Source organism: Stakelama sediminis (assembly GCF_014199335.1).
In the GTDB taxonomy this organism is placed as follows: Bacteria; Pseudomonadota; Alphaproteobacteria; order Sphingomonadales; family Sphingomonadaceae; genus Sphingomonas; species Sphingomonas sediminis.
The window spans coordinates 136,308-155,450 of record NZ_JACIJI010000001.1; the positions used below are offsets into that span (position 1 = coordinate 136,308).

Here is a 19,143-nt window from a genome sequence, read left to right on the forward strand (position 1 = left end):
CTCTCCGCATCAGTCGTAATGGTCGACCGGGCCGGTGATTTCGACCCAGTCATGCTTGCGCTCTTCATACACCGAATATGCGGGCCGCGCGAACCACGGATCGTCGAACAGTCCCAATGGGATGGCAAGCACGCCCGGCTGCGCGTCGAACGTGTAGAAAAGCGTCGCGCCGCACCCGGTGCAGAAGCGATGGACGCTGCGGCCGCCCTCGTCACCGACCAGCTCGAATGTTGCGAAATCGCCGGTTATTGTGACATTCGCCGCGGCAAAGCGTGCCTGCACCGCAAAGCTGCTGCCCGACCGGCGCTTGCAGTTGAGGCAGTGGCAGACCGAAACCCGCTCCGGCTCCCCGGAGCAGACCGCGCGCGCCTGCCCGCAGGTGCAGCGCGCGATGCGGGTTTCCGCCTCAGCCAAGCGCCTTTTTCAGCAATTCGTTGACGACCTGCGGGTTCGCCTTGCCCTGCATCGCCTTCATCGTCTGCCCGACAAAAAAGCCGAACAGTTTCTCCTTGCCGCCGCGATAGTCGGCAACCTTGTCGGCATTGGCGTCCAGCACCCTGGCGATTTCGGCCTCGATGGCGCCGGTATCGCTGGTCTGTTTCAGCCCCTTTTCCTCGACGATCGCGCCCGGCGCGCCGCCGGTTTCCAGCATGATCTCCAGCACCTGCTTGGCGATGGTATTGGAAATCGTGCCGTCGCCGATCAATGCCAGCAATTCCGCGCCATGTTCGGGACTTACGGGGCCACCTTCCAACCCCATACCAACCTTGTTCAGCCCGCCGAACAGGTCGGAAATCAGCCAGTTGGACGCCGCTTTCGCAACCTCCGCCTCGCCCTTTTTCTGGATGCGCGCGGTTTCGGCCAAAAGCGCCTCGAACCAGCGCGCGGTATCGGCATCGGCCGTCAGCACCGCGGCATTATAGGCGGGCAGCCCCAGTTCCTCCTCATAACGCAACCGCTTGGCATCAGGCAGTTCGGGCAGTGACTGGCGGCATTCGTCCAGAAACGCGTCGTCGAGTTCGAGCGGCAACAGATCGGGATCAGGGAAATAGCGGTAATCGTGCGCGTCTTCCTTCGACCGCATCGACCGCGTCTCGCCCTTATCGGGGTCGAACAGGCGGGTTTCCTGCACGATCCTGCCGCCAGCCTCCAGCACATCGACCTGGCGCTGCGCCTCATGCTCGATCGCCTGCATGACGAAGCGGACCGAATTGACGTTCTTCGTCTCCGTGCGCGTGCCCAGTTCACCGCCGGGTTTGCGCACGCTGACATTCACATCGGCGCGCATCGAGCCCTGATCCATATTGCCGTCGCAACTGCCGACATAGCGCAGCAGCGTGCGCAGCTTCGACAGATAGGCACCGGCCTCCTGCGGTGAGCGCATGTCCGGCTTCGACACGATTTCCATCAGCGCGACGCCGGTGCGGTTGAGATCGACATAAGAGCGCGTCGGATGCTGATCGTGCATCAGCTTTCCGGCATCCTGTTCGACATGGATGCGCTCGACCCCGATTTCCTTGATCGGGCTGGCGGGGTCTTTCTCGTCGAGTTGGACGGTGATCACGCCCTCCCCCACCAGCGGGTGGTAAAGCTGCGAAATCTGATACCCCTGCGGCAGGTCGGCATAGAAATAATTCTTGCGGTCGAACCGCGACCATTTGTTGATGGCCGCGTTGATCGCCATGCCGGTGCGCACCGCCTGACGGATGCATTCGCGGTTGGGCACGGGCAGCATCCCCGGCATCGCCGCGTCGACAAGGCTTACCTGCGTGTTCGGTTCCGCCCCGAACGCGGTCGGCGCGCCCGAAAACAGCTTCGCCTTCGACGAAACCTGCGCATGGACTTCAAGGCCGATCACGACCTCCCATTCGCCCGTTGCGCCCTGAATGCGATAGGTTGATTCAGTCATATCTCTACACCGTCATCCCAGCGAAAGCTGGGATCTTTCTATTGTATCGCGCAACCCGGCTGACGATTCCAGCTTGCGCTGGAATGACGCGCTGGATCACCACCAGGCCTCCGGCCGCGCCGCGAACCCGGCCCGCTGTTCGATCGCGAGGCCCGCGTTCAGCACGCCCTGCTCGTCCATCGCCTTGCCGATAATCTGCAACCCCAGCGGCAGGCCCTGCTTATCGAGGCCACCCGGAACGCTCATCGCGGGCAAGCCCGCCAGCGAACTCGGCACGGTGAAGACATCGTTCAGATACATGGCCAGCGGATCGTCCGATTTCTCGCCCAGCCCGAACGCCGCGCTCGGCGCGGTCGGCGTCAGCAGCAGGTCGCATTGTTCCCACGCATTGTCGAAATCCTGCGCGATCAGCGTGCGGACCTTCGAAGCCTGTGTGAAGTATGCGTCGTAAAAGCCTGCGCTTAAAACATACGTGCCGATCATGATACGGCGCTTCACCTCATCGCCAAACCCGTCGGCACGAGTCGCCGCGTACATGTCCTGCAACCCCGCCCCGTCTGGCAGGTCGCGCAGGCCATAGCGCACGCCGTCATAGCGCGCGAGGTTGGACGACGCCTCGGCGGGCGCGATGATGTAATAGGCCGGAAGCGCATATTTGGTGTGCGGCAACGACACCTCGACAATCTCCGCGCCCGCATCCTTTGCCCAGTCGATCCCCTGCTGCCACAGCGCCTCGATTTCGGCGGGCATGCCGTCGACGCGATATTCCTTGGGAATACCGATTGTCTTACCGGCAAGGCTGGGGTTCAGCCCGGCTTCCCACTGCGGCACCGGCGCATCGAGTGAGGTCGCGTCGCGCGGATCGAAGCCCGCCATCGCTTCCAGCATGATCGCGCAGTCGGTGACGTCGCGGGCCATCGGCCCTGCCTGATCGAGCGAGGAAGCGAACGCGATGATGCCCCAGCGCGAGCAGCGGCCATAGGTCGGCTTGATCCCCGCAATGCCGGTAAACGCCGCGGGCTGGCGGATCGAACCGCCAGTATCGGTGCCGGTCGCCGCCGGGCACAGCCGCGCGGCGATGGCCGAGGAACTGCCGCCCGACGACCCGCCGGGTGCCAGCGCGGCATTGCCGCCGTCATTGCGCCGCCAGGGCGAGATGACATTACCGAACGCGCTGGTTTCGTTGGACGAACCCATCGCGAACTGATCCATGTTGAGCTTGCCCAACATGCCCGCGCCTGCGTCCCACAGCTTCTGGCTGACGGTCGATTCGTAAGGCGGCTTGAACCCTTCAAGGATGTGGCTGGCCGCCGCCGACTGCACGCCCTTGGTGCAGAACAGATCCTTCATGCCGATGGGCACGCCGGCCAGCGGTTTCAGCGTCTCTCCGGCCGCACGCGCATCGTCCGCCGCTTTCGCCGCCGCGATGGCGTGATCGGGCGTTTCGACCAGAAAGGCGTTGAGCGGCTTTGCCGCCGCTACCTTCACGATATGCGCATCGGCCACTTCACGGGCGGAAAATTCTCCGGCGCGGACACCGTCGCGAAGGGCGCGGACACCAAGATCGGTCAGGTCGGTCATGCCGCTTCTCCCATAAACGTCACCCCGGCAAAAGCTGGGGTCTGGTAACATGGAAATGCGCGCTTACGGCACGCGATCCCAGCTTTCGCTGGGATGACGAGATACGGCATCATTCGATCACCTTCGGCACGGCGAAAAAGCCGTGTTCGGCCTGCGGCGCGTTGGCGAGCACGGCGTCGCGCTGATTGCCCTCGGTGACGATATCGTCACGCAGGCGCAGTTTGTTGGGGATGACGGCGGTCATCGGCTCGACATTCGACGTATCCACCTCACCGAGTTGCTCCACCCAGCCAAGGATATTGTCGAGTTCCGGCGCCAGCCGTTCGATTTCTTCGTCGGAAAGCGCGATCCGGGCAAGGTTCGCGATCCGCTCCACGGTTGCTTTGTCTACGGACATACAAGCGCCGCTAGCACTCCCAAGCGCGCCCGCGCAACGGCTTTCGATACAAACGCACCGGCATTTCCCGATCGCATCATCCGCTTCGACGGTTGCAACATTCGCAACCATGGCGCACGGAAGCTGTTTGCAGGTTCGTGCGTTATGCTGCATTGCAACATGGAGAGGCCGGATTGGCTCGGAAATTTCTGTATGTCGTTGCTGGATTAATCATGCTCGCGCTCGCATCCGCCTTTGCCTATCGCTATTTCGGGGCTGCCATCCTGAAACAGGCACTGGTGCCATCGGCGAAGTTCGAACCTGCGCCGAAAACACCGGTCAATGCCTATGCCAATGCCGATATGTGGCTCGCGCGCCCCGACAAGCCCGGCAATCCGGCACTATGGGATCCGCCGGGCTATCATCCGGCAAGCAACCCGCCGGTCGCGGTGTTTTTCATTCACCCGACATCCTATCTGCAACGCAGTCACTGGAACGCGCCGCTGGACGACAAGGAAGCGAATGCCCGTGCCGCCCTGTTCCTTCAGGGACAGGCCAGCGCCTTCAACGGAATCGGTGCGATCTGGGCTCCGCGCTATCGTCAGGCGACGTTCGGCGCTTTCCTGACCAATGAGGAAGCAGCGCATCAGGCGCTGGACCTCGCCTATGGCGATATCCAAGCGGCATTTGACGAATTTCTGAAGGAAATCGGCCCGAACCGCCCGATCATCCTTGCCGGGCACAGCCAGGGCGCGTTGCATCTGTCACGCCTGTTGAAGGACCGGGTAGCAGGCACGCCGCTCGCAAAACGGATCGTGGCGGCTTATGTCGTCGGCTGGCCGGTTTCGAAAACCACCGACCTGCCGGAAATGGGTCTGCCCGAATGCACCCATGCAGACGAAGCGGGCTGCATCCTGTCCTGGCAGAGTTTTGCCGAACCCGCCGACCCGTCGCTCATTTTCGACACGTTCGATGCCAGCACCGGCTTTAACGGCCGACCGCGCAAGGGAACGGCGATGGTCTGCACCAACCCGCTGACCGGCACTGCCGACGCCACCGCCCCCGCCAGCGACAATCTGGGGGCGCTTTACCCTTCCGCCGACCTGAAATCGGCACAGATCATCGCCGGACGCATTCCTGCCCGCTGTTCCGGGCGCGGGTTGCTGCTGATCGGATCGCCGCCGGATATCGGTCCCTACGTCCTTCCCGGCAACAATTATCATGTGTTCGACTATTCACTGTTCTGGGCGAATATCCGCAAAGATGCGGAGCGGCGCTACGCTGCATTTGAACAGCGCCAGTAAAGTCTCTATCGGCTATTCAGGCTCGTTCATCGGAGCTGCAGCACCCCTGGTCTATAACAGGCTGGACGATATTTCCGGCGGCACCCAGATGTCGCCTCGATTTTTGTAACGGCAAAGGAAATGACAAGTATGAATTTCATCGGCAAATCGGCACTGGCAATTGCAATGGTTGGCGCGGCATCGGTCGCCTCGGCACAGACCACTCCGGCCCCGGCTGCGCCCGCCACACCGGCTGCACCGAGTGCTGCGGATACCGCGCCTGTAGCACCGGTGACGGATCAGGAAGTCAGCGAGTTCGCTTCCGCGGTACTGAAGGTGCAGGATGTTCAGAAGGACACCACCATTCCTGCCACCGATAAGCAGACGAAGATGCGTGCAGTGATCTCCGCATCCGGCCTGACGCCGGAGCGTTTCAATGAAATCGGCAGCAAAGTCCGTACCGATCAGACGCTGATGGCACGCGTGCAAAAGGCGATTGTTGCCCAGCGGTCCAGCACGCCCGCTCCCGCGGCTCCGGCACCTTCGGCCGGCGGCGCGCAGTAATCGCATACCAGATCGCGGTGGCCGGATTTAGCCGGCCACCGCACTTGCCGCTTGGCCGGGAAGGTCGCCGAGGCTAAGCGGTCGTACGTGATCACGACCGACCTTTCCGAATTTCACACCGCCCTGCCCGATGGCGGCCGCCTTGCCGGGCTGGATGTCGGCACCCGCACTATCGGCCTCGCCCTGTGCGACGCGCAATGGCATTTCGCCACCGCGGCCGAAACCATCCGCCGCACCAAATTCGCCAAAGACAAGGCCGCGCTTTCGGCTCTGACAGCCGCGCAGGCAGTGCGCGGTCTGGTCATCGGTCTCCCGCTCAATCTCGACGGCAGCGATTCACCCCGCACCCAGTCGACCCGCGCCTTTGCCCGTAATGTCGAGGATCTGGGATTGCCCATCCTGCTATGGGATGAACGCTGGTCGACACAGGCCGTCGAGCGTCAGATGATCGCGGAGGATCGCAGCCGTTCGCAACGGTCCAGACTGGTCGACAAGATGGCTGCCGCCTATATCCTGCAAGGGGCGATCGACGGCCTTGCGATGCGCGGATGAACATTATTTGCGCGTCGGCAGACAACCGTTACCCGCGCGCTTGACCTCGGCACAGGCGCGCATGGCCTCTGCCGCGGATGCATAGGGACCAACCTGCAGCCGGGTCAGCTTCCCGGCCTTCACATAATAGACCTGACGCCCTTTCAGCATCGCCACGCGCGATCCCAGCTTCGCCCACAATCGGCGAGCATTGCCGTCCTCCCCGAACGCACCAAGCTGTACCCGCCAGCCGCCATCGACGATTTTCGGTTGCTGTTGGACCGGACCCTTGACCGGCTTCGGCTTCGGTGCGGGCGACGATGGTGGTGGCGTCCGCTTCGTCTCCGGTGCGTTCGAAGCCACCTGCACCGGCAGCGCCGCTACCTGCATCCCGGCCAGGTCGACGCTATTCTTGTCGGTGGCCGCTTCATATTTGCGCGCCAGTGCCAGCCCCTGCTCCCGGTCGGACAAGGTTACATAGCGCGCCATATCCGTCAGCGTTTTCGACGCGCGCGGCAATCCGCCCGCCGATGCGCGTGACATCAACGCATAGGCACGCACCCAGTCTTTCGGAATGACGGTGCCGTTGAAATACATGGTGCCCAGCACGAACTGCGCGCGCGGGTCGCCGCGTTGCGCTGATTTCTTCAACCAGGGCAGCGCCTCGACCCGCTTGCCATTCTGAAACAATGCCAGCCCGTAATTGTCACTTGCCTGCTGATGCCCCTGCAACGCCGCCTTGCGATACCATTGCTCGGCGGTTTTCAGATCGGCGGGAACCCCCCTGCCCAGCTTGTATGCCTGTCCCAGATTGAACTCCGCATCGGCATCGCCGCGTTCGGCAGGGCCGCGCCATTCGGCAACCGCCTTGGCATAATCCCCGCGTTCCCACGCATCGATGCCTTCTTTCACATCGGCCAGCGCAGGCGCAGCCACCGCAATCAGCAACACCGTCGATGCCAGGATACCAGATACGCCGCGTTTCATGTCGCCCCCGCAAAAAACTTATTGTTGTGAATATCGCGCGTTAACCGGAATTTGCAAAGCCTTCCTAACCATCCCGCCTTGACGGACGGGGTGGCGATTGCCTGCGTTAACCGCTTCTTATCATTCCGCATGGCATTGAAGCCTTCGGGTAACCGGGAATTCAGGGGATTCAATGCGCGTTCTCGCGATGGCATCGCAAAAAGGCGGATCGGGAAAGACGACTCTTTCCGGGCATCTGGCCGTTCAGGCGCAACGTTCGGGCCATGGCCCGGTCGTGCTGATCGATATCGACCCGCAAGGATCGTTGTCCGATTGGTGGAACGAGCGGGAGAGCGAATATCCCGCCTATGCGCAAACCACGGTCGCACGGCTTGCCTCTGATCTGGAGGTTCTGCGTCAGCAGGGATTCAAGCTGGCGGTCATCGACACGCCGCCCGCCATTACCATGGCGATCCAGAGCGTGATCGCGGTGGCCGAACTCATTATCATTCCAACGCGTCCCAGCCCGCACGATCTGCGTGCCGTGGGCGCGACGGTCGATCTGTGCGAGCGCGCGGGCAAGCCGCTGATCTTCGTGGTCAACGCTGCCACACCCAAGGCCCGGATCACCTCCGAAGCCGCGGTCGCCCTGTCGCAACACGGCACGGTGGCGCCTGTCACTCTGCATCACCGCACGGATTTCGCCGCGTCGATGATCGACGGACGCACGGTGATGGAGGTCGATCCCAAATGTCGCTCGGCTCAGGAAGTCGAAGCGCTGTGGGAATATGTTTCCGATCGCCTCGAAAAGAACTTCCGTCGCACCGTATTCGCCGCGCCCAGCGCTGCCGCGGCCGGTTTCGGAGCGGTTCGTCCGGCGAGCGGCTTCGGCCGCAGGGTGGTGAGCTGACATCATGAATATGTTCAACACCAAACCCGCCGCGTCGCTCTCTTCCGGCCTGCTCGCCCGCAAGGGACAGGCACGCCCGGCCATGCGCCCCCAGGGTTTTGTGGGCATGACCCATGAGACGCTGGAAGACCTTGGCTGGAACGACATGGGCGACCATGCGCCGATCGATCACGTCGCGACACCGCTGACGCCGTCGGTTCCTGCTCCGACAGCACAGGAAGCACCTCCGCCGGTGCTGCGTCAACGCGAACGCCTTGACCATGAATTTGGCGGCCTGACCCCGATGGACGGTGCAACCTCGACCTCTGACCTCGTGGATATTCACGAAGCGACGGAAATGCCGGTCGCAGCTGATCCGGTTCAGCCCGCGCCGGTCGTCGAACCACAGCTTGCAGCCCCCGATGCCGTGCGCGGCGTATCGCTCAACACGGCCAAACGGCTGCGTAAGGAAACCACCAAGAAACGCGGCAAGGCGGCCTTTACGCTGCGCCTCGATTCCGAACGCCATCTGCGCCTGCGCCTCGCCTCAGCGGTGTGCAACCAATCGGCGCAGAATCTGGTGACGCAGGCGCTCGACGCCTTTCTCGAAAACATGCCCGAAGTCGACGATCTGATGGATCAGCTCGCCACCGGGCAGGGTCGTTGATCCGGGGGGAATTAGCATGAAGACCCGTACAGCTTTGATGTTCGGCATTTCGGCGCTGCTGCTTGGCGGCACCATGGTCGGCTGCTCGGCTACGCACAATATGCTCGCCAGTGCCGGCACAGTGAAGCCGGACAGTCGCAAGGCGCAGAAATCTGCCGACAAGGCGGGTGAGGCACTGGCGAAGCACGACAATGACAAGGCGGTACGCTACGCTGAACAGGCGGTGGCGACGGCACCGCAAAACGCCGCCTATCGTGCGCTGCTGGGCCAGAGCTATCTGCATGACGGCCGTTTCGCTTCGGCAGAACAGGCGCTTCAGGATACGTTGAGCCTCAACCCCGATAATGGCCGGGCAGCGCTCAACCTTGCTCTCGCGCAGACTGCACTTGGCCATTGGGATGACGCACGCGCAACGCTGAACTCCCATCAGAACCAGATTGCCCCCGCCGATCGAGGGCTGGCGCTGGCGCTGGCAGGCGATCCGAAAGGCGCGGTTGAAATTCTGGCGAAGGTTGCGCGTCAGCCCAACGCCAATGCTACCGCACGGCAGAATCTGGCGCTGGCACTAGCGCTCGCCGGCCATTGGCGCGAGGCGCGTGCGATTGCCGCCGTGGACGTCGCTCCGGGTGAGATTGACGACCGCATCGCGCAATGGGCCGCGTTCGCACGTCCGACCCATGCCTATGATCAGGTCGCGTCGCTGCTTGGCGTCAAATCGGTCGGTGCCGATGCCGGTCAGCCGGTACAGCTCGCGTTGAAGGACAGCGATACGAAACTGGCTGCGGTTGCGCCGATTGCACCCGTGGCATCAGCAACGCCGGATGCCGACACGGCCCCGGCAGAGACTGATACGCAGGTTGCCGAAGCGGCAGCCGTTCCTGCTCGCGCTCCGCAACAGGTTGCGCAGGCCGCACCGGTCATGCCGATGGCTGCACAAGGCCCGGCAGTATCGTTCGCACCGCCGCGTGAAGTGGCTCAGGCCATTCCCGCGCATATGGTTCGCAAAGCCGCCGCTCAGGCCGCTCCCAAGCAAGCGGTCGCCGTCCGGAAAGCGCCTGAAAAGGCACCGACGCTCAGCGCCGGCAATTATTATGTCCAGCTCGGTGCCTATGAAAACGCCGCTGTGGCCAAGGAAAAATGGCATCGTATCAGCCGCCGTAACCAGCGGCTCGCATCGCTGACGCCATCGGGAATGGAGGCCAAGGTCAACGGCCAGAGCTTCTATCGCCTGTCGGTCGGCGGCTTTGCCCGCAACGATGCCGTCAGCCTGTGCCGGTCGGTCAAGGCAAATGGCGGTCGCTGCTTCGTCCGCGCCGATGCGGGCTATCAGACGGCAAACTGGGTCGCCAACAAGAATATTCAGCTCGCCTCTCGCTAACAGGCGAAAACAGGTTTCTCCCAGGAAGGCGGCGTCAGCGTAAGCGGGCGCCGCCTTTCCATAACTGCAACACCCTGCCCTGCACCGGCAGTCCGTCGAACGGCGTGTTACCCGCGGACGCCGCCATTTGCTCGGCATCGATCTTCCACGGCGCATCGGCATCGACAACGACCAGGTCGGCCGGACTTCCCGGCGTCAGCGCGCCCGTCTCCAACCCCAGAATTCGGGCCGGATTTCGTGCCAGCAGCGCAAACAGCCGGTCGAGCGAAATCAGTTCGTCGCGCACCAGCCCAAGCCCCAGCGCCAGCAGCGTCTCCGCACCAGCCGATCCGGGCAGCGAGTCGGCAAAGGGCAGCCGCTTTTCCTCTGGCCCGCGCGGATCATGGCCCGAACACAGCACGTCGATGGTACCGTCGGCCAGCGCCTCCCGCGCCGCCTGTCGGTCCGACTCGCAACGCAACGGCGGCGATAGCCGGGTGAAGGTGCGATAGTCGCTGATGTCGATATCGGTCAGATAGAGATGCGGCGGGGTGATGCCGCAGGTCACGCGCACGCCGCGCGCCTTTGCCCGGCGCACCAGATCCAGTCCGGCAGCAGTCGTCACCTGCCGCAAATGCAGCCGCGCGCCCATTTCCTCCGCCAGCATCACGTCACGCGCCACCGCCAGCACTTCCGCCAGTGCCGGTGCCGCGGGCAGGCCGAGCCGGGTCGCTGTCTCCCCCTCGGTCGCCACGGCATCTGCGGCCAGCCCGCCATCCTCGGCATGGGAAATCACGATCATCCCGCAATCGGCGGCATAGGCCAGCACCTTGCGCATCACGCCGCTGTCGGCGATCCATTCGCGCCCTGTCGCCACCGCTTTCGCGCCCGCATCGGCGGCCAGCGCCATCTCCGCAATGTCCGCTCCGGCCAGCCCGCGCGTCGCAGCGGCAATCGGATGTACCCACAGGTCGGGCTTGCCCATCGCCGCCGCGCGCTGGATGATGCCGGGATCGTCGAGCACCGGCGACTGATCGGGCATCAGTCCGACGCGCGCGATACCGCCCCGTGCAAAGGCCGCCTTGTCCACCGCAAACACGCCGAGATCGACGATCGCCGGGGCTAGCAGCTTGCCCTTGAGGTCGATAGTTTCGCCGCCCGCATCCGCAGCAATCACGCCATCGCGAACCGAAAGCGTTCCTGCGCGGTCGCCGCCATCGGGGCAGACAATCCGGGCGTTGGTGAAAGTCGTCCCGCTCATGCCCAGCCCTCCACGCCGCGCGCGCCGCGCGTCAGCACGTCGAGGCAGGCCATACGCACCGCGACGCCCATCGCCACCTGTTCGGTGATTGCCGAGCGTTCGGGGTCGTCGGCCACGCTCGACACAATTTCCACGCCCCGGTTCATCGGCCCCGGATGCATGACCAGCGCATCGGGCTTCGCCAGTGCCAGCCGCTCGGGCGTCAGGCCGTACCGCAAATGATATTCGCGCGTGGAGGGGATAAAGGCACCTGACATACGTTCATTCTGAAGCCGCAGCATCATCACCACATCGGCCCCATCCAGCGCCGCATCGAAATCGGTAAACGGCGTCACGCCCATCTGCTCGACGGCGGGCGGCATCAGCGTCGTCGGTGCTACTACCCGCACTTCGGCTGCAAGCGCGGTCAGCGCCAATATGTTCGACCGTGCCACCCGGCTGTGCATCAGGTCGCCGCAAATCACCACGCGCTGCCCCGCGATGCTGCCCCGCCGTCGCCGGATGGTCAGCGCATCGAGCAGCGCCTGAGTCGGGTGTTCGTGCCAGCCGTCGCCTGCGTTCAGCACAGGGCAGTTCACCTTGTCCGCGATCAGTTGCACCGCGCCCGAACTGCCGTGGCGGATGACGATGACATCGGCGCGCATGGCATTGAGCGTCATCGCGGTGTCGATCAGCGTCTCGCCCTTTTTCACGCTCGACTGCGCGGCGTGCATATTGACGACATCGGCGCCCAGCCGCTTGCCGGCAATCTCGAACGACAACAATGTGCGGGTGGAGTTTTCGAAAAACGCGTTGATCTGTGTCAGCCCGTCAAGGCGGTGGTCGCTCTTGGCATGGCTGCGGTTCGCCTCCGCCCAATTTTCCGCCTCATCGAGCAGGAACATGATCTCATGCGGCTGCAATCCGTCGATGCCGGTCAAATGCCGGTGCGGGAATGCTTCGCGACCGTGCAGGACGGCGGCGGGTCGGTGATCGGAAGCTGACATTAAAGGGACCGCCTAGCGACCATCCTGCCGACTGGCAAGGCAGCATTATGGGCCGTCAGCATTTGCGCCCGCCATGAGCGGAATCGCTATACTGCTATCCCTCGATCCAGTCCTTGCGGGCAATCCCCTGCGCATAGAGCAGCGCCGACAGGTCGGTATGGTCGATGCGGGCTCCTGCGGCAGCCGCCACCACCGGCTTGGCGTGATAGGCAACGCCCAGTCCAGCGGCGCGAATCATGTTGAGGTCATTGGCGCCGTCCCCCACCGCCAGCACCTGTTCGATAGCCAGCCCGCGTGCCTTGCGCTCTTCCTCCAGCACCGACAGCTTGGTGGAGGAATCGACGATCGGCTTTTCGACCAGCCCGGTCAGCTTGTCTTCGGCAATGCCCAGTCGATTGGCGACCATGCGGTCGAACCCGATGGCACGCCCGACCGGCTCGGCAAAATGGGTGAAGCCGCCCGACACCAGCACCGTATGAGCACCGCGCGCGCGCATCGTGCGGATCAGCGTGACCGCCCCGTCGGTAATCCGCACCCGCTCTTCCAGACACTGACCAATGGCCTGTGCCGACAAATCCTTCAGCAGCGCCACCCGCGCATCGAGCGCCGATGCAAAGTCCAGCTCACCGCGCATCGCGCGTTCGGTGACAGCGGCGATCTCTGCCTTGATCCCGGCATAATCGGCGAGTTCGTCGATGCACTCGACGGTAATCATCGTCGAATCCATGTCCGCGACCAGCAACCGCTTCACCCGGTTGACGAGCGGCTGCACCACCACATCGGTCCCGGCGAACACGCCCTCCACCGCGAGGCGCGCCTGATCGGGCGACATGCCGAAGCCGATATCGGCGGCATATCCCTCTTCGATCCACGCCTGCGCGGTCGGGGCGCAGCCCGCATTTTCCAGCCGGTCGCGTGCTTCGGAAATATCCCCCGCAGTCAGCGTTCCATTTGCTATCAGCGTTGCGATGAACATGGCGCCCTTTCCTTCCTCACACGACAAACCGCGCGTGGCGCTCATCGCAGGGCCGACCGCCAGCGGCAAGTCCGCTCTCGCATTGGCGCTTGCTGAAAAGCATGAAGGTACGGTCATCAACGCCGATTCCGCACAGGTCTATCGCGAGCTGCGCGTCCTGTCGGCGCGCCCTTCCGTCGAAGAAGAGGCCCGCGCACCCCATCGCCTGTTCGGCCATGTCGGCGGCGCGGAACCCTATTCGGCGGCGCGCTGGGCGCAGGAAGCCAAGGGCGCGATTGCCGAAAGCCTGAATACCGGGAGACTGCCGATTCTGGTCGGCGGCACCGGCATGTATCTGCGCACGCTGATCGACGGGATTGCGCCGGTACCGGAGATCGATCCGGCGATCCGCGCCGAAGTCCGCGCATTGCCGGTGGCGGAAGCGCGTCGGCAACTGACGCTGCTCGATCCGCAAGCCGCCGAACGTCTGCGCGAAACCGACACCACGCGCATCGCCCGCGCACTGGAAGTCATCCGCTCTACGGCGCGCACCCTGAACGCATGGCAAGCAGAGCGGGTCGGGGGGATAGGCGACTCGATAACACTGATGCCGCTCATCCTGCTGCCCGACCGGGCATGGCTGACCGAACGCTGCGACCGGCGCTTTGCATGGATGCTCGATCATGGCGGGGTGGAAGAAGCGCTTGCCCTCGACGCACGCACCGACATCCCCACTGAAGCCTCAATCCGCAAGGCAATCGGCGTGCCGCAGATCCTCGCCTGGCAAGGGGGTACGCTCTTCCGTGAACAGGCGCTTGCAGAGGCACAGGCCGCGACACGCCAATATGCCAAACGCCAGTACACCTGGTTCCGCCGCCAGCCGCCACCCGACTGGCGACGCACGAGCGAGACACAAACAAACGATCTTATGGATAAATTTGAAACTATATTTCTAATATAGAGGTTGACGCACAGTTTTAATAACTTTAGCAGCGCCCCTTCATGCGTGATATTGCGTGTGCGAACGAACCGAGGAGACAGGTTGTGACGGAGAAAAGCGGAGCAGACATTCTGGTCGAGGCGCTGGTCGATCTCGGCGTAGAAGTCGTGTTCGGCTATCCGGGCGGCGCGGTGCTACCGATTTACGATGCACTGTTCGAACATTCGCGCATCCGCCACGTTCTCGTGCGCCACGAACAGGGCGCGACCCATGCGGCGGAGGGCTATGCCCGCGCCACCGGCAAGCCGGGCGTGGTGCTTGTCACCTCCGGCCCCGGCGCGACCAACGCGGTCACCGGCATTACCGACGCGCTGATGGACTCGATCCCGATGGTCGTCATCACCGGTCAGGTGCCGACGACCCTGATCGGCACCGATGCCTTTCAGGAGGCGGATACGGTTGGCATCACCCGCCACTGCACCAAGCATAATTATCTGGTGAAAAGCCCCGACCGGCTGGGCGACATTATTCACGAGGCGTTCCATATCGCCACTTCGGGTCGCCCCGGCCCGGTGGTCGTCGATATCCCCAAGGATGTGCAGGTCGCCAGTGCCCGCTATCAGAGGCCCGGCCCGATCCGGCACAAGACCTATCGCCCCGCACTGAAGGCCGAACCGACCCAGATCGAGGAAGCGGTCGCCATGCTGGCCGCGGCCGAACGCCCGATCCTCTATACCGGCGGCGGCATCATCAACGCCGGTCCGGGCGCGTCGCAACTGCTGCGCGAACTGGCGCGGATCACCGGCGCCCCCGTTACCTCGACTCTGATGGGTCTGGGCGCCTTCCCCGCCTCGTCCGACCAGTGGCTCGGCATGTTGGGGATGCACGGCACCTATGAAGCCAATCTGGCGATGAACAAGGCCGACCTGATCCTTGCGCTGGGTGCACGCTTCGACGACCGCGTTACGGGCCGCCTCGACGCCTTCGCACCGAACAGCCGCAAGGTGCATGTCGATATCGACCGGTCGAGCGTGAACAAGAATGTCCGCGTCGATCTGCCCATCATTGCCGATGTCGGCCACGCGCTGGAGGATATGATCCGCGTCTGGAAGGCGCATCAGCATCCGAAACCCGATCTGGGCGAATGGTGGCGCAGGATCGACGGCTGGCGTCAGACAAAGTGTCTGGAATTTCCGGAAAGCGATCCGCAGGCGATCATGCCGCAACGCGCCATCCGTGCGCTGTGGGAAGCGACGAAGAACAAAGCACCGATCATCACTACCGAGGTCGGCCAGCATCAGATGTGGGCGGCCCAGCATTTCGGTTTTGAAGCACCGAATAAATGGCTGACATCGGGCGGTCTCGGCACCATGGGATACGGCCTGCCCGCCGCCATCGGTGCGCAGCTCGGCAATCCGGACGCGCTGGTCATCGACATTGCGGGCGAAGCGTCGATCCAGATGAATATTCAGGAACTGGGCACCGCCAGCCAGTATCGTCTGCCGGTGAAGATCTTCATCCTCAACAATCAGTATATGGGCATGGTCCGCCAGTGGCAGGAACTGACCTATTCCAGCCGCTATTCGGAAAGCTATTCCGACGCCCTGCCCGATTTCGTAAAGCTGGCCGAGGCCTATGGCTGGAAGGGCATTCGTATCGAAACCCGCGACCAGTTGGACGACGGCATCGCCGCGATGCTGGCGCACGACGGACCGGTGATGGTCGATTGCTCGGTGGCGCAACTCGCCAACTGCCTGCCGATGATCCCCTCCGGCGCGGCGCATACCGAAATGCTGCTGCAGGCCAATGAGGTGTCCGGCACCATGGACGATGAAGCGAAGGCGCTGGTCTGACATCATGCATATCAAAGAAGAAACGAAAGAGCGGCACACGCTCGCCGTCATCGTCGATAACGAGCCGGGGATTCTGGCGCGGATCGCCGGCATGTTCACCGCACGCGGCTATAATATCGAGTCGCTGACCGTGACCGATATCAGTGAGGACGATCTGGTCAGCCGGATCACCATCGTCACCTCGGCCAGCCCGCCGGTGATGGAACAGATCATCGCGCAGCTTGAGCGGCTGATCCCGGTGCACAAGGTCGCCGACCTGACCGTGCTGGGCGAACATGTCGAACGCGAACTGGCGCTCGTCAAAGTCGTGGGCAGGGGCGAGCACCGGATCGAGGCGCTGCGTCTTGCCGATGTCTATCGCGCCCGCGTGGTCGATGCGACGATCGAAAGCTTCGTCTTCGAAGTGACCGGCGCCACCGAAAAAATCGACAAGTTCGTCGAACTGATGCGTGAGGTCGGCCTGGTCGAAGTCGCGCGAACCGGAATCGTCGCCATTTCGCGCGGGAAGGAACCGGCCTGAAACCTATACGTCACCCCAGCGAATGCTGGGGTCTTTTACTACCCACGGCTGGCTGGCGACATGAGATGCCAGCTTTCGCTGGCATGACGCTATGCTGAAAAGAGGAAGACCAAATATGCGTGTTTATTATGATCGCGATGCGGACCTGAACCTCATCTCCGACAAGAAGATCGCCATCATCGGCTATGGCAGTCAGGGCCACGCCCATGCCCAGAACCTGCGCGATTCGGGCGTGAAGGATGTGGCGATCGCCCTGCGCGAAGAATCGGCCAGCCGCGCCAAGGCGGAAGGTGCGGGCTTCAAGGTGATGACCAATTCCGAAGCTGCGGAATGGGCCGACATCCTGATGATGCTTGCACCCGACGAGCATCAGGCCGCAATCTGGGACGCCGATCTGAAGGGCCGGATGAAGCCCGGCGGCGCGATTGCCTTTGCCCATGGCCTGAACGTTCATTTCGGCCTGATCGAGCCGGGCGACGATGTCGACGTCATCATGATCGCGCCCAAGGGGCCGGGCCATACCGTGCGCAGCGAATATGTCCGCGGCGGCGGCGTGCCCTGCCTGATCGCGATCGATCAGGATGCCAGCGGCAACGCGCATGACATAGCGCTCGCCTATGCCAGCGGCGTCGGCGGCGGCCGTTCGGGGATCATCGAAACCAATTTCCGCGAGGAATGCGAAACCGATCTGTTCGGTGAACAGGCGGTGCTGTGCGGCGGCCTGACCCACCTCATCACCGCCGGGTTCGAAACGCTGGTCGAAGCGGGCTATGCCCCCGAAATGGCTTATTTCGAGTGCCTGCATGAGGTGAAGCTGATCGTCGACCTGATGTATGAAGGCGGCATCGCCAATATGCGCTATTCGATCTCCAACACCGCCGAATATGGCGATATCACCACCGGCCCGCGGATCATCACCGATGAAACCAAGGCGGAAATGAAGCGCGTCCTCGCCGACATTCAGGGCGGTCGCTTCGTGAAAAACTTCGTCCTCGATAACCGTGCGGGTCAGCCGGAACTGAAGGCCAGCCGCAAGGCGGCGGCTGCGCACCAGATCGAACAGGTCGGCACCGAACTGCGCGCGATGATGCCGTGGATCGGCGCCAACAAGCTGGTGGACAAGGAAAAGAACTGATCGTCACCGGCGCATAGCGCATACGAAACGATCCGTTTCTTGATTTATGTTTGCGCACCAACCTCCTGTCGGCACATCTTCACCGGTGTTCTGACAGGAGGTTTTTCATGCGTGTTCTTCTTATCGGCGGTTTGTTGCTGGCCGCCTCTCCCGTTCTGGCTCAGCAACCGATGCCAGTCCCCGGCAAGGCGGAGGTCAGCCGCGTCGCGGCGGGCACCTACAGCGTCGACCCCGACCATACACAGGCGATCTTCACCGTCGATCATATGGGCTTCACCCCGCTTTCCGGCATGATCGCCGGTGCGAAAGGCGCTCTGACCATTGACCCGGCGCATCCCGGCCAAGCGAAGGTGGACGTCACCTTCGACGTGAACAATATCGAAGGCGGCGTCGAAGAGTTTACCCACCACCTCAAGACCCCGGACTTTTTCGATGCAGAAAAATATCCGACGATCCACTTCGTTTCGACAAAGGTCGTGGCCAGCGGTACCCACGCGACCATCACCGGTAATCTGACCATTCACGGCGTCACCAAACCGGTGACGCTCGACGCCACCTTCATGGGCGCGGGGACGAACCCGATGAACAAGAAGGGCTATATCGGCTTTTACGGCAAGACGACGATCAGGCGCAGCGATTTCGGGGTTGGCAAATATGTGCCGCTGGTGTCGGATAGCGTCAAACTGACGCTGCACGCGGGCTTTATCAGGGAGTAGCATGGCAACGGGAGAAGAAGCGGAAGGGCAACCCGGAATCGGACGCGTTGAAGCGTTTTCCGACGGCGTGCTTGCCATCGTCATCACCATCATGGTGCTGGAACTGCATCCCCCGGTTGCCGACGGGCTGGACCGGCTATGGACCCTGTGGCCGGTCTTCCTCGCCTATATGCTCAGCTATGCCTATGTGGCGATTTACTGGGTGAACCACCATCGGCTGTTCAGCCATGCCCGCAGGGTTACCAACGCCCTGCTCTGGTCGAACATGCTGTTGCTGTTCACCCTGTCGCTGGTGCCCTTTTCCACTGCCTATCTGGGCGAGCATCATTTTTCGCGGGACGCGACGATGCTCTATCTCTTCACGATGCTGCTGCCCGCACTCGCCTATGTCTGGTTACAGACCATCATCCGGGGCACCGGGGTGCAAGGCGCTGCGGCCAACCGCTATCATCGCGCAACGACCCGCAAGGGCGGCGTCGCCGCACTGATCTATGCCGCCGGCATACCGTTGGGTTTTATTACGCCATGGCTCGGCATCGCAGCCGCCGCACTGGTTGCTGCCCTGTGGATTTTGCCCAGCGGCCCGGCCGACCGCCTTTTCGACTGAAACAAATTGACCTTCGGGCTGGACAAGATCGTGCGGGATGCCCATAG

The 19,143-nt window shown here is 62.9% G+C and carries 20 protein-coding genes; 12 read left to right on the forward strand and 8 right to left on the reverse strand.

The features are described 5' to 3' along the window. Positions 1–9: 9 nt before the first annotated feature. From FHR23_RS00705 to gatC, 4 genes are all read right to left on the reverse strand, one after another. Entirely contained in the window at positions 10–414 is a 405-nt protein-coding gene (locus tag FHR23_RS00705; protein WP_184001029.1) for a GFA family protein, read from the reverse strand. Further along, positions 407–1,909: an Asp-tRNA(Asn)/Glu-tRNA(Gln) amidotransferase subunit GatB gene (gene gatB, locus FHR23_RS00710; protein WP_184001030.1), complete on the reverse strand. Its 1,503-nt coding sequence runs from the start codon at positions 1,907–1,909 to the stop codon at positions 407–409. Before gatB ends, FHR23_RS00705 begins: the two co-directional genes overlap by 8 nt. Before the next feature lie 96 nt (positions 1,910–2,005). Next, positions 2,006–3,490 carry an Asp-tRNA(Asn)/Glu-tRNA(Gln) amidotransferase subunit GatA gene (gene gatA, locus FHR23_RS00715; protein WP_184001031.1) on the reverse strand — a complete coding sequence of 495 codons (1,485 nt, stop codon included), beginning with the start codon at positions 3,488–3,490 and terminating at the stop codon, positions 2,006–2,008. A 109-nt stretch (positions 3,491–3,599) separates the two neighbouring features. Continuing rightward, a complete protein-coding gene (gene gatC / locus FHR23_RS00720) occupies positions 3,600–3,887 on the reverse strand; it encodes an Asp-tRNA(Asn)/Glu-tRNA(Gln) amidotransferase subunit GatC (RefSeq protein WP_184001032.1) in 288 nt (95 codons plus the stop codon). Positions 3,888–4,060: 173 nt separating this feature from the next. On the opposite strand from gatC, the gene FHR23_RS00725 reads away from it, so the two are divergent. From FHR23_RS00725 to ruvX, 3 genes are all read left to right on the forward strand, one after another. Continuing rightward, positions 4,061–5,170 carry a DUF3089 domain-containing protein gene (locus FHR23_RS00725; protein WP_184001033.1) on the forward strand — a complete coding sequence of 370 codons (1,110 nt, stop codon included), beginning with the start codon at positions 4,061–4,063 and terminating at the stop codon, positions 5,168–5,170. 120 nt (positions 5,171–5,290) lie between these two features. Beyond that, the gene (locus tag FHR23_RS00730; RefSeq protein ID WP_184001034.1) at positions 5,291–5,713 is read left to right on the forward strand and encodes a DUF4168 domain-containing protein; all 423 of its coding nucleotides are present in this window, start codon (positions 5,291–5,293) and stop codon (positions 5,711–5,713) included. 87 nt (positions 5,714–5,800) lie between these two features. Further along, complete coding sequence (gene ruvX / locus FHR23_RS00735) at positions 5,801–6,265, forward strand: Holliday junction resolvase RuvX (RefSeq protein WP_184001035.1); 465 nt, start codon at positions 5,801–5,803, stop codon at positions 6,263–6,265. A gap of 3 nt (positions 6,266–6,268) precedes the next feature. On the opposite strand, the gene FHR23_RS00740 is transcribed toward ruvX, so the two are convergent. Continuing rightward, complete coding sequence (locus FHR23_RS00740; RefSeq protein WP_184001036.1) at positions 6,269–7,231, reverse strand: SPOR domain-containing protein; 963 nt, start codon at positions 7,229–7,231, stop codon at positions 6,269–6,271. A gap of 172 nt (positions 7,232–7,403) precedes the next feature. On the opposite strand from FHR23_RS00740, the gene FHR23_RS00745 reads away from it, so the two are divergent. From FHR23_RS00745 to FHR23_RS00755, 3 genes are read left to right on the forward strand one after another with little or no spacing between them, the layout of a single operon-like run. Next, positions 7,404–8,120 (forward strand): ParA family protein, encoded by a 717-nt coding sequence (locus tag FHR23_RS00745; protein ID WP_184001037.1) that lies wholly within the window; start codon positions 7,404–7,406, stop codon positions 8,118–8,120. Positions 8,121–8,124: 4 nt separating this feature from the next. Continuing rightward, positions 8,125–8,766: a hypothetical protein gene (locus tag FHR23_RS00750; RefSeq protein WP_184001038.1), complete on the forward strand. Its 642-nt coding sequence runs from the start codon at positions 8,125–8,127 to the stop codon at positions 8,764–8,766. 16 nt (positions 8,767–8,782) lie between these two features. Next, on the forward strand, positions 8,783–10,144 hold the full coding sequence (locus tag FHR23_RS00755) for an SPOR domain-containing protein (RefSeq protein WP_184001039.1): 1,362 nt from the start codon (positions 8,783–8,785) through the stop codon (positions 10,142–10,144). Positions 10,145–10,178: 34 nt separating this feature from the next. Here FHR23_RS00755 and FHR23_RS00760 read toward each other — a convergent pair whose 3' ends face one another. The 3 genes from FHR23_RS00760 to serB all read right to left on the reverse strand — a co-directional run bounded on the left by FHR23_RS00760 (position 10,179) and on the right by serB (position 13,346). Then, positions 10,179–11,384, reverse strand: coding sequence for a dihydroorotase (locus FHR23_RS00760; protein WP_184001040.1), 1,206 nt, complete (start codon positions 11,382–11,384; stop codon positions 10,179–10,181). Further along, positions 11,381–12,370, reverse strand: a complete 990-nt coding sequence (locus FHR23_RS00765; RefSeq protein WP_184001041.1) for an aspartate carbamoyltransferase catalytic subunit — start codon at positions 12,368–12,370, stop codon at positions 11,381–11,383. Before FHR23_RS00765 ends, FHR23_RS00760 begins: the two co-directional genes overlap by 4 nt. Positions 12,371–12,464: 94 nt before the next feature. Then, positions 12,465–13,346 carry a phosphoserine phosphatase SerB gene (gene serB, locus FHR23_RS00770; RefSeq protein WP_184001042.1) on the reverse strand — a complete coding sequence of 294 codons (882 nt, stop codon included), beginning with the start codon at positions 13,344–13,346 and terminating at the stop codon, positions 12,465–12,467. Here serB and miaA point away from each other — a divergent pair. The 6 genes from miaA (at position 13,339) to FHR23_RS00800 (ending at position 19,096) form a co-directional block, all read left to right on the forward strand. Further along, the gene (gene miaA, locus FHR23_RS00775; protein ID WP_184001043.1) at positions 13,339–14,286 is read left to right on the forward strand and encodes a tRNA (adenosine(37)-N6)-dimethylallyltransferase MiaA; all 948 of its coding nucleotides are present in this window, start codon (positions 13,339–13,341) and stop codon (positions 14,284–14,286) included. The two genes, serB and miaA, sit on opposite strands and share 8 nt — an antisense overlap. An 83-nt stretch (positions 14,287–14,369) precedes the next feature. Further along, positions 14,370–16,118, forward strand: coding sequence for an acetolactate synthase 3 large subunit (locus FHR23_RS00780; protein ID WP_184001044.1), 1,749 nt, complete (start codon positions 14,370–14,372; stop codon positions 16,116–16,118). A gap of 4 nt (positions 16,119–16,122) precedes the next feature. After that, positions 16,123–16,638, forward strand: coding sequence for an acetolactate synthase small subunit (ilvN, locus tag FHR23_RS00785; protein WP_184001045.1), 516 nt, complete (start codon positions 16,123–16,125; stop codon positions 16,636–16,638). Positions 16,639–16,753: 115 nt separating this feature from the next. After that, positions 16,754–17,773, forward strand: coding sequence for a ketol-acid reductoisomerase (gene ilvC, locus FHR23_RS00790; protein ID WP_184001046.1), 1,020 nt, complete (start codon positions 16,754–16,756; stop codon positions 17,771–17,773). A gap of 107 nt (positions 17,774–17,880) precedes the next feature. Continuing rightward, a complete protein-coding gene (locus FHR23_RS00795; RefSeq protein WP_184001047.1) occupies positions 17,881–18,489 on the forward strand; it encodes a YceI family protein in 609 nt (202 codons plus the stop codon). Between the two features lies 1 nt (position 18,490). Then, complete coding sequence (locus FHR23_RS00800) at positions 18,491–19,096, forward strand: TMEM175 family protein (protein ID WP_184001048.1); 606 nt, start codon at positions 18,491–18,493, stop codon at positions 19,094–19,096. Positions 19,097–19,143 lie beyond the last annotated feature (47 nt).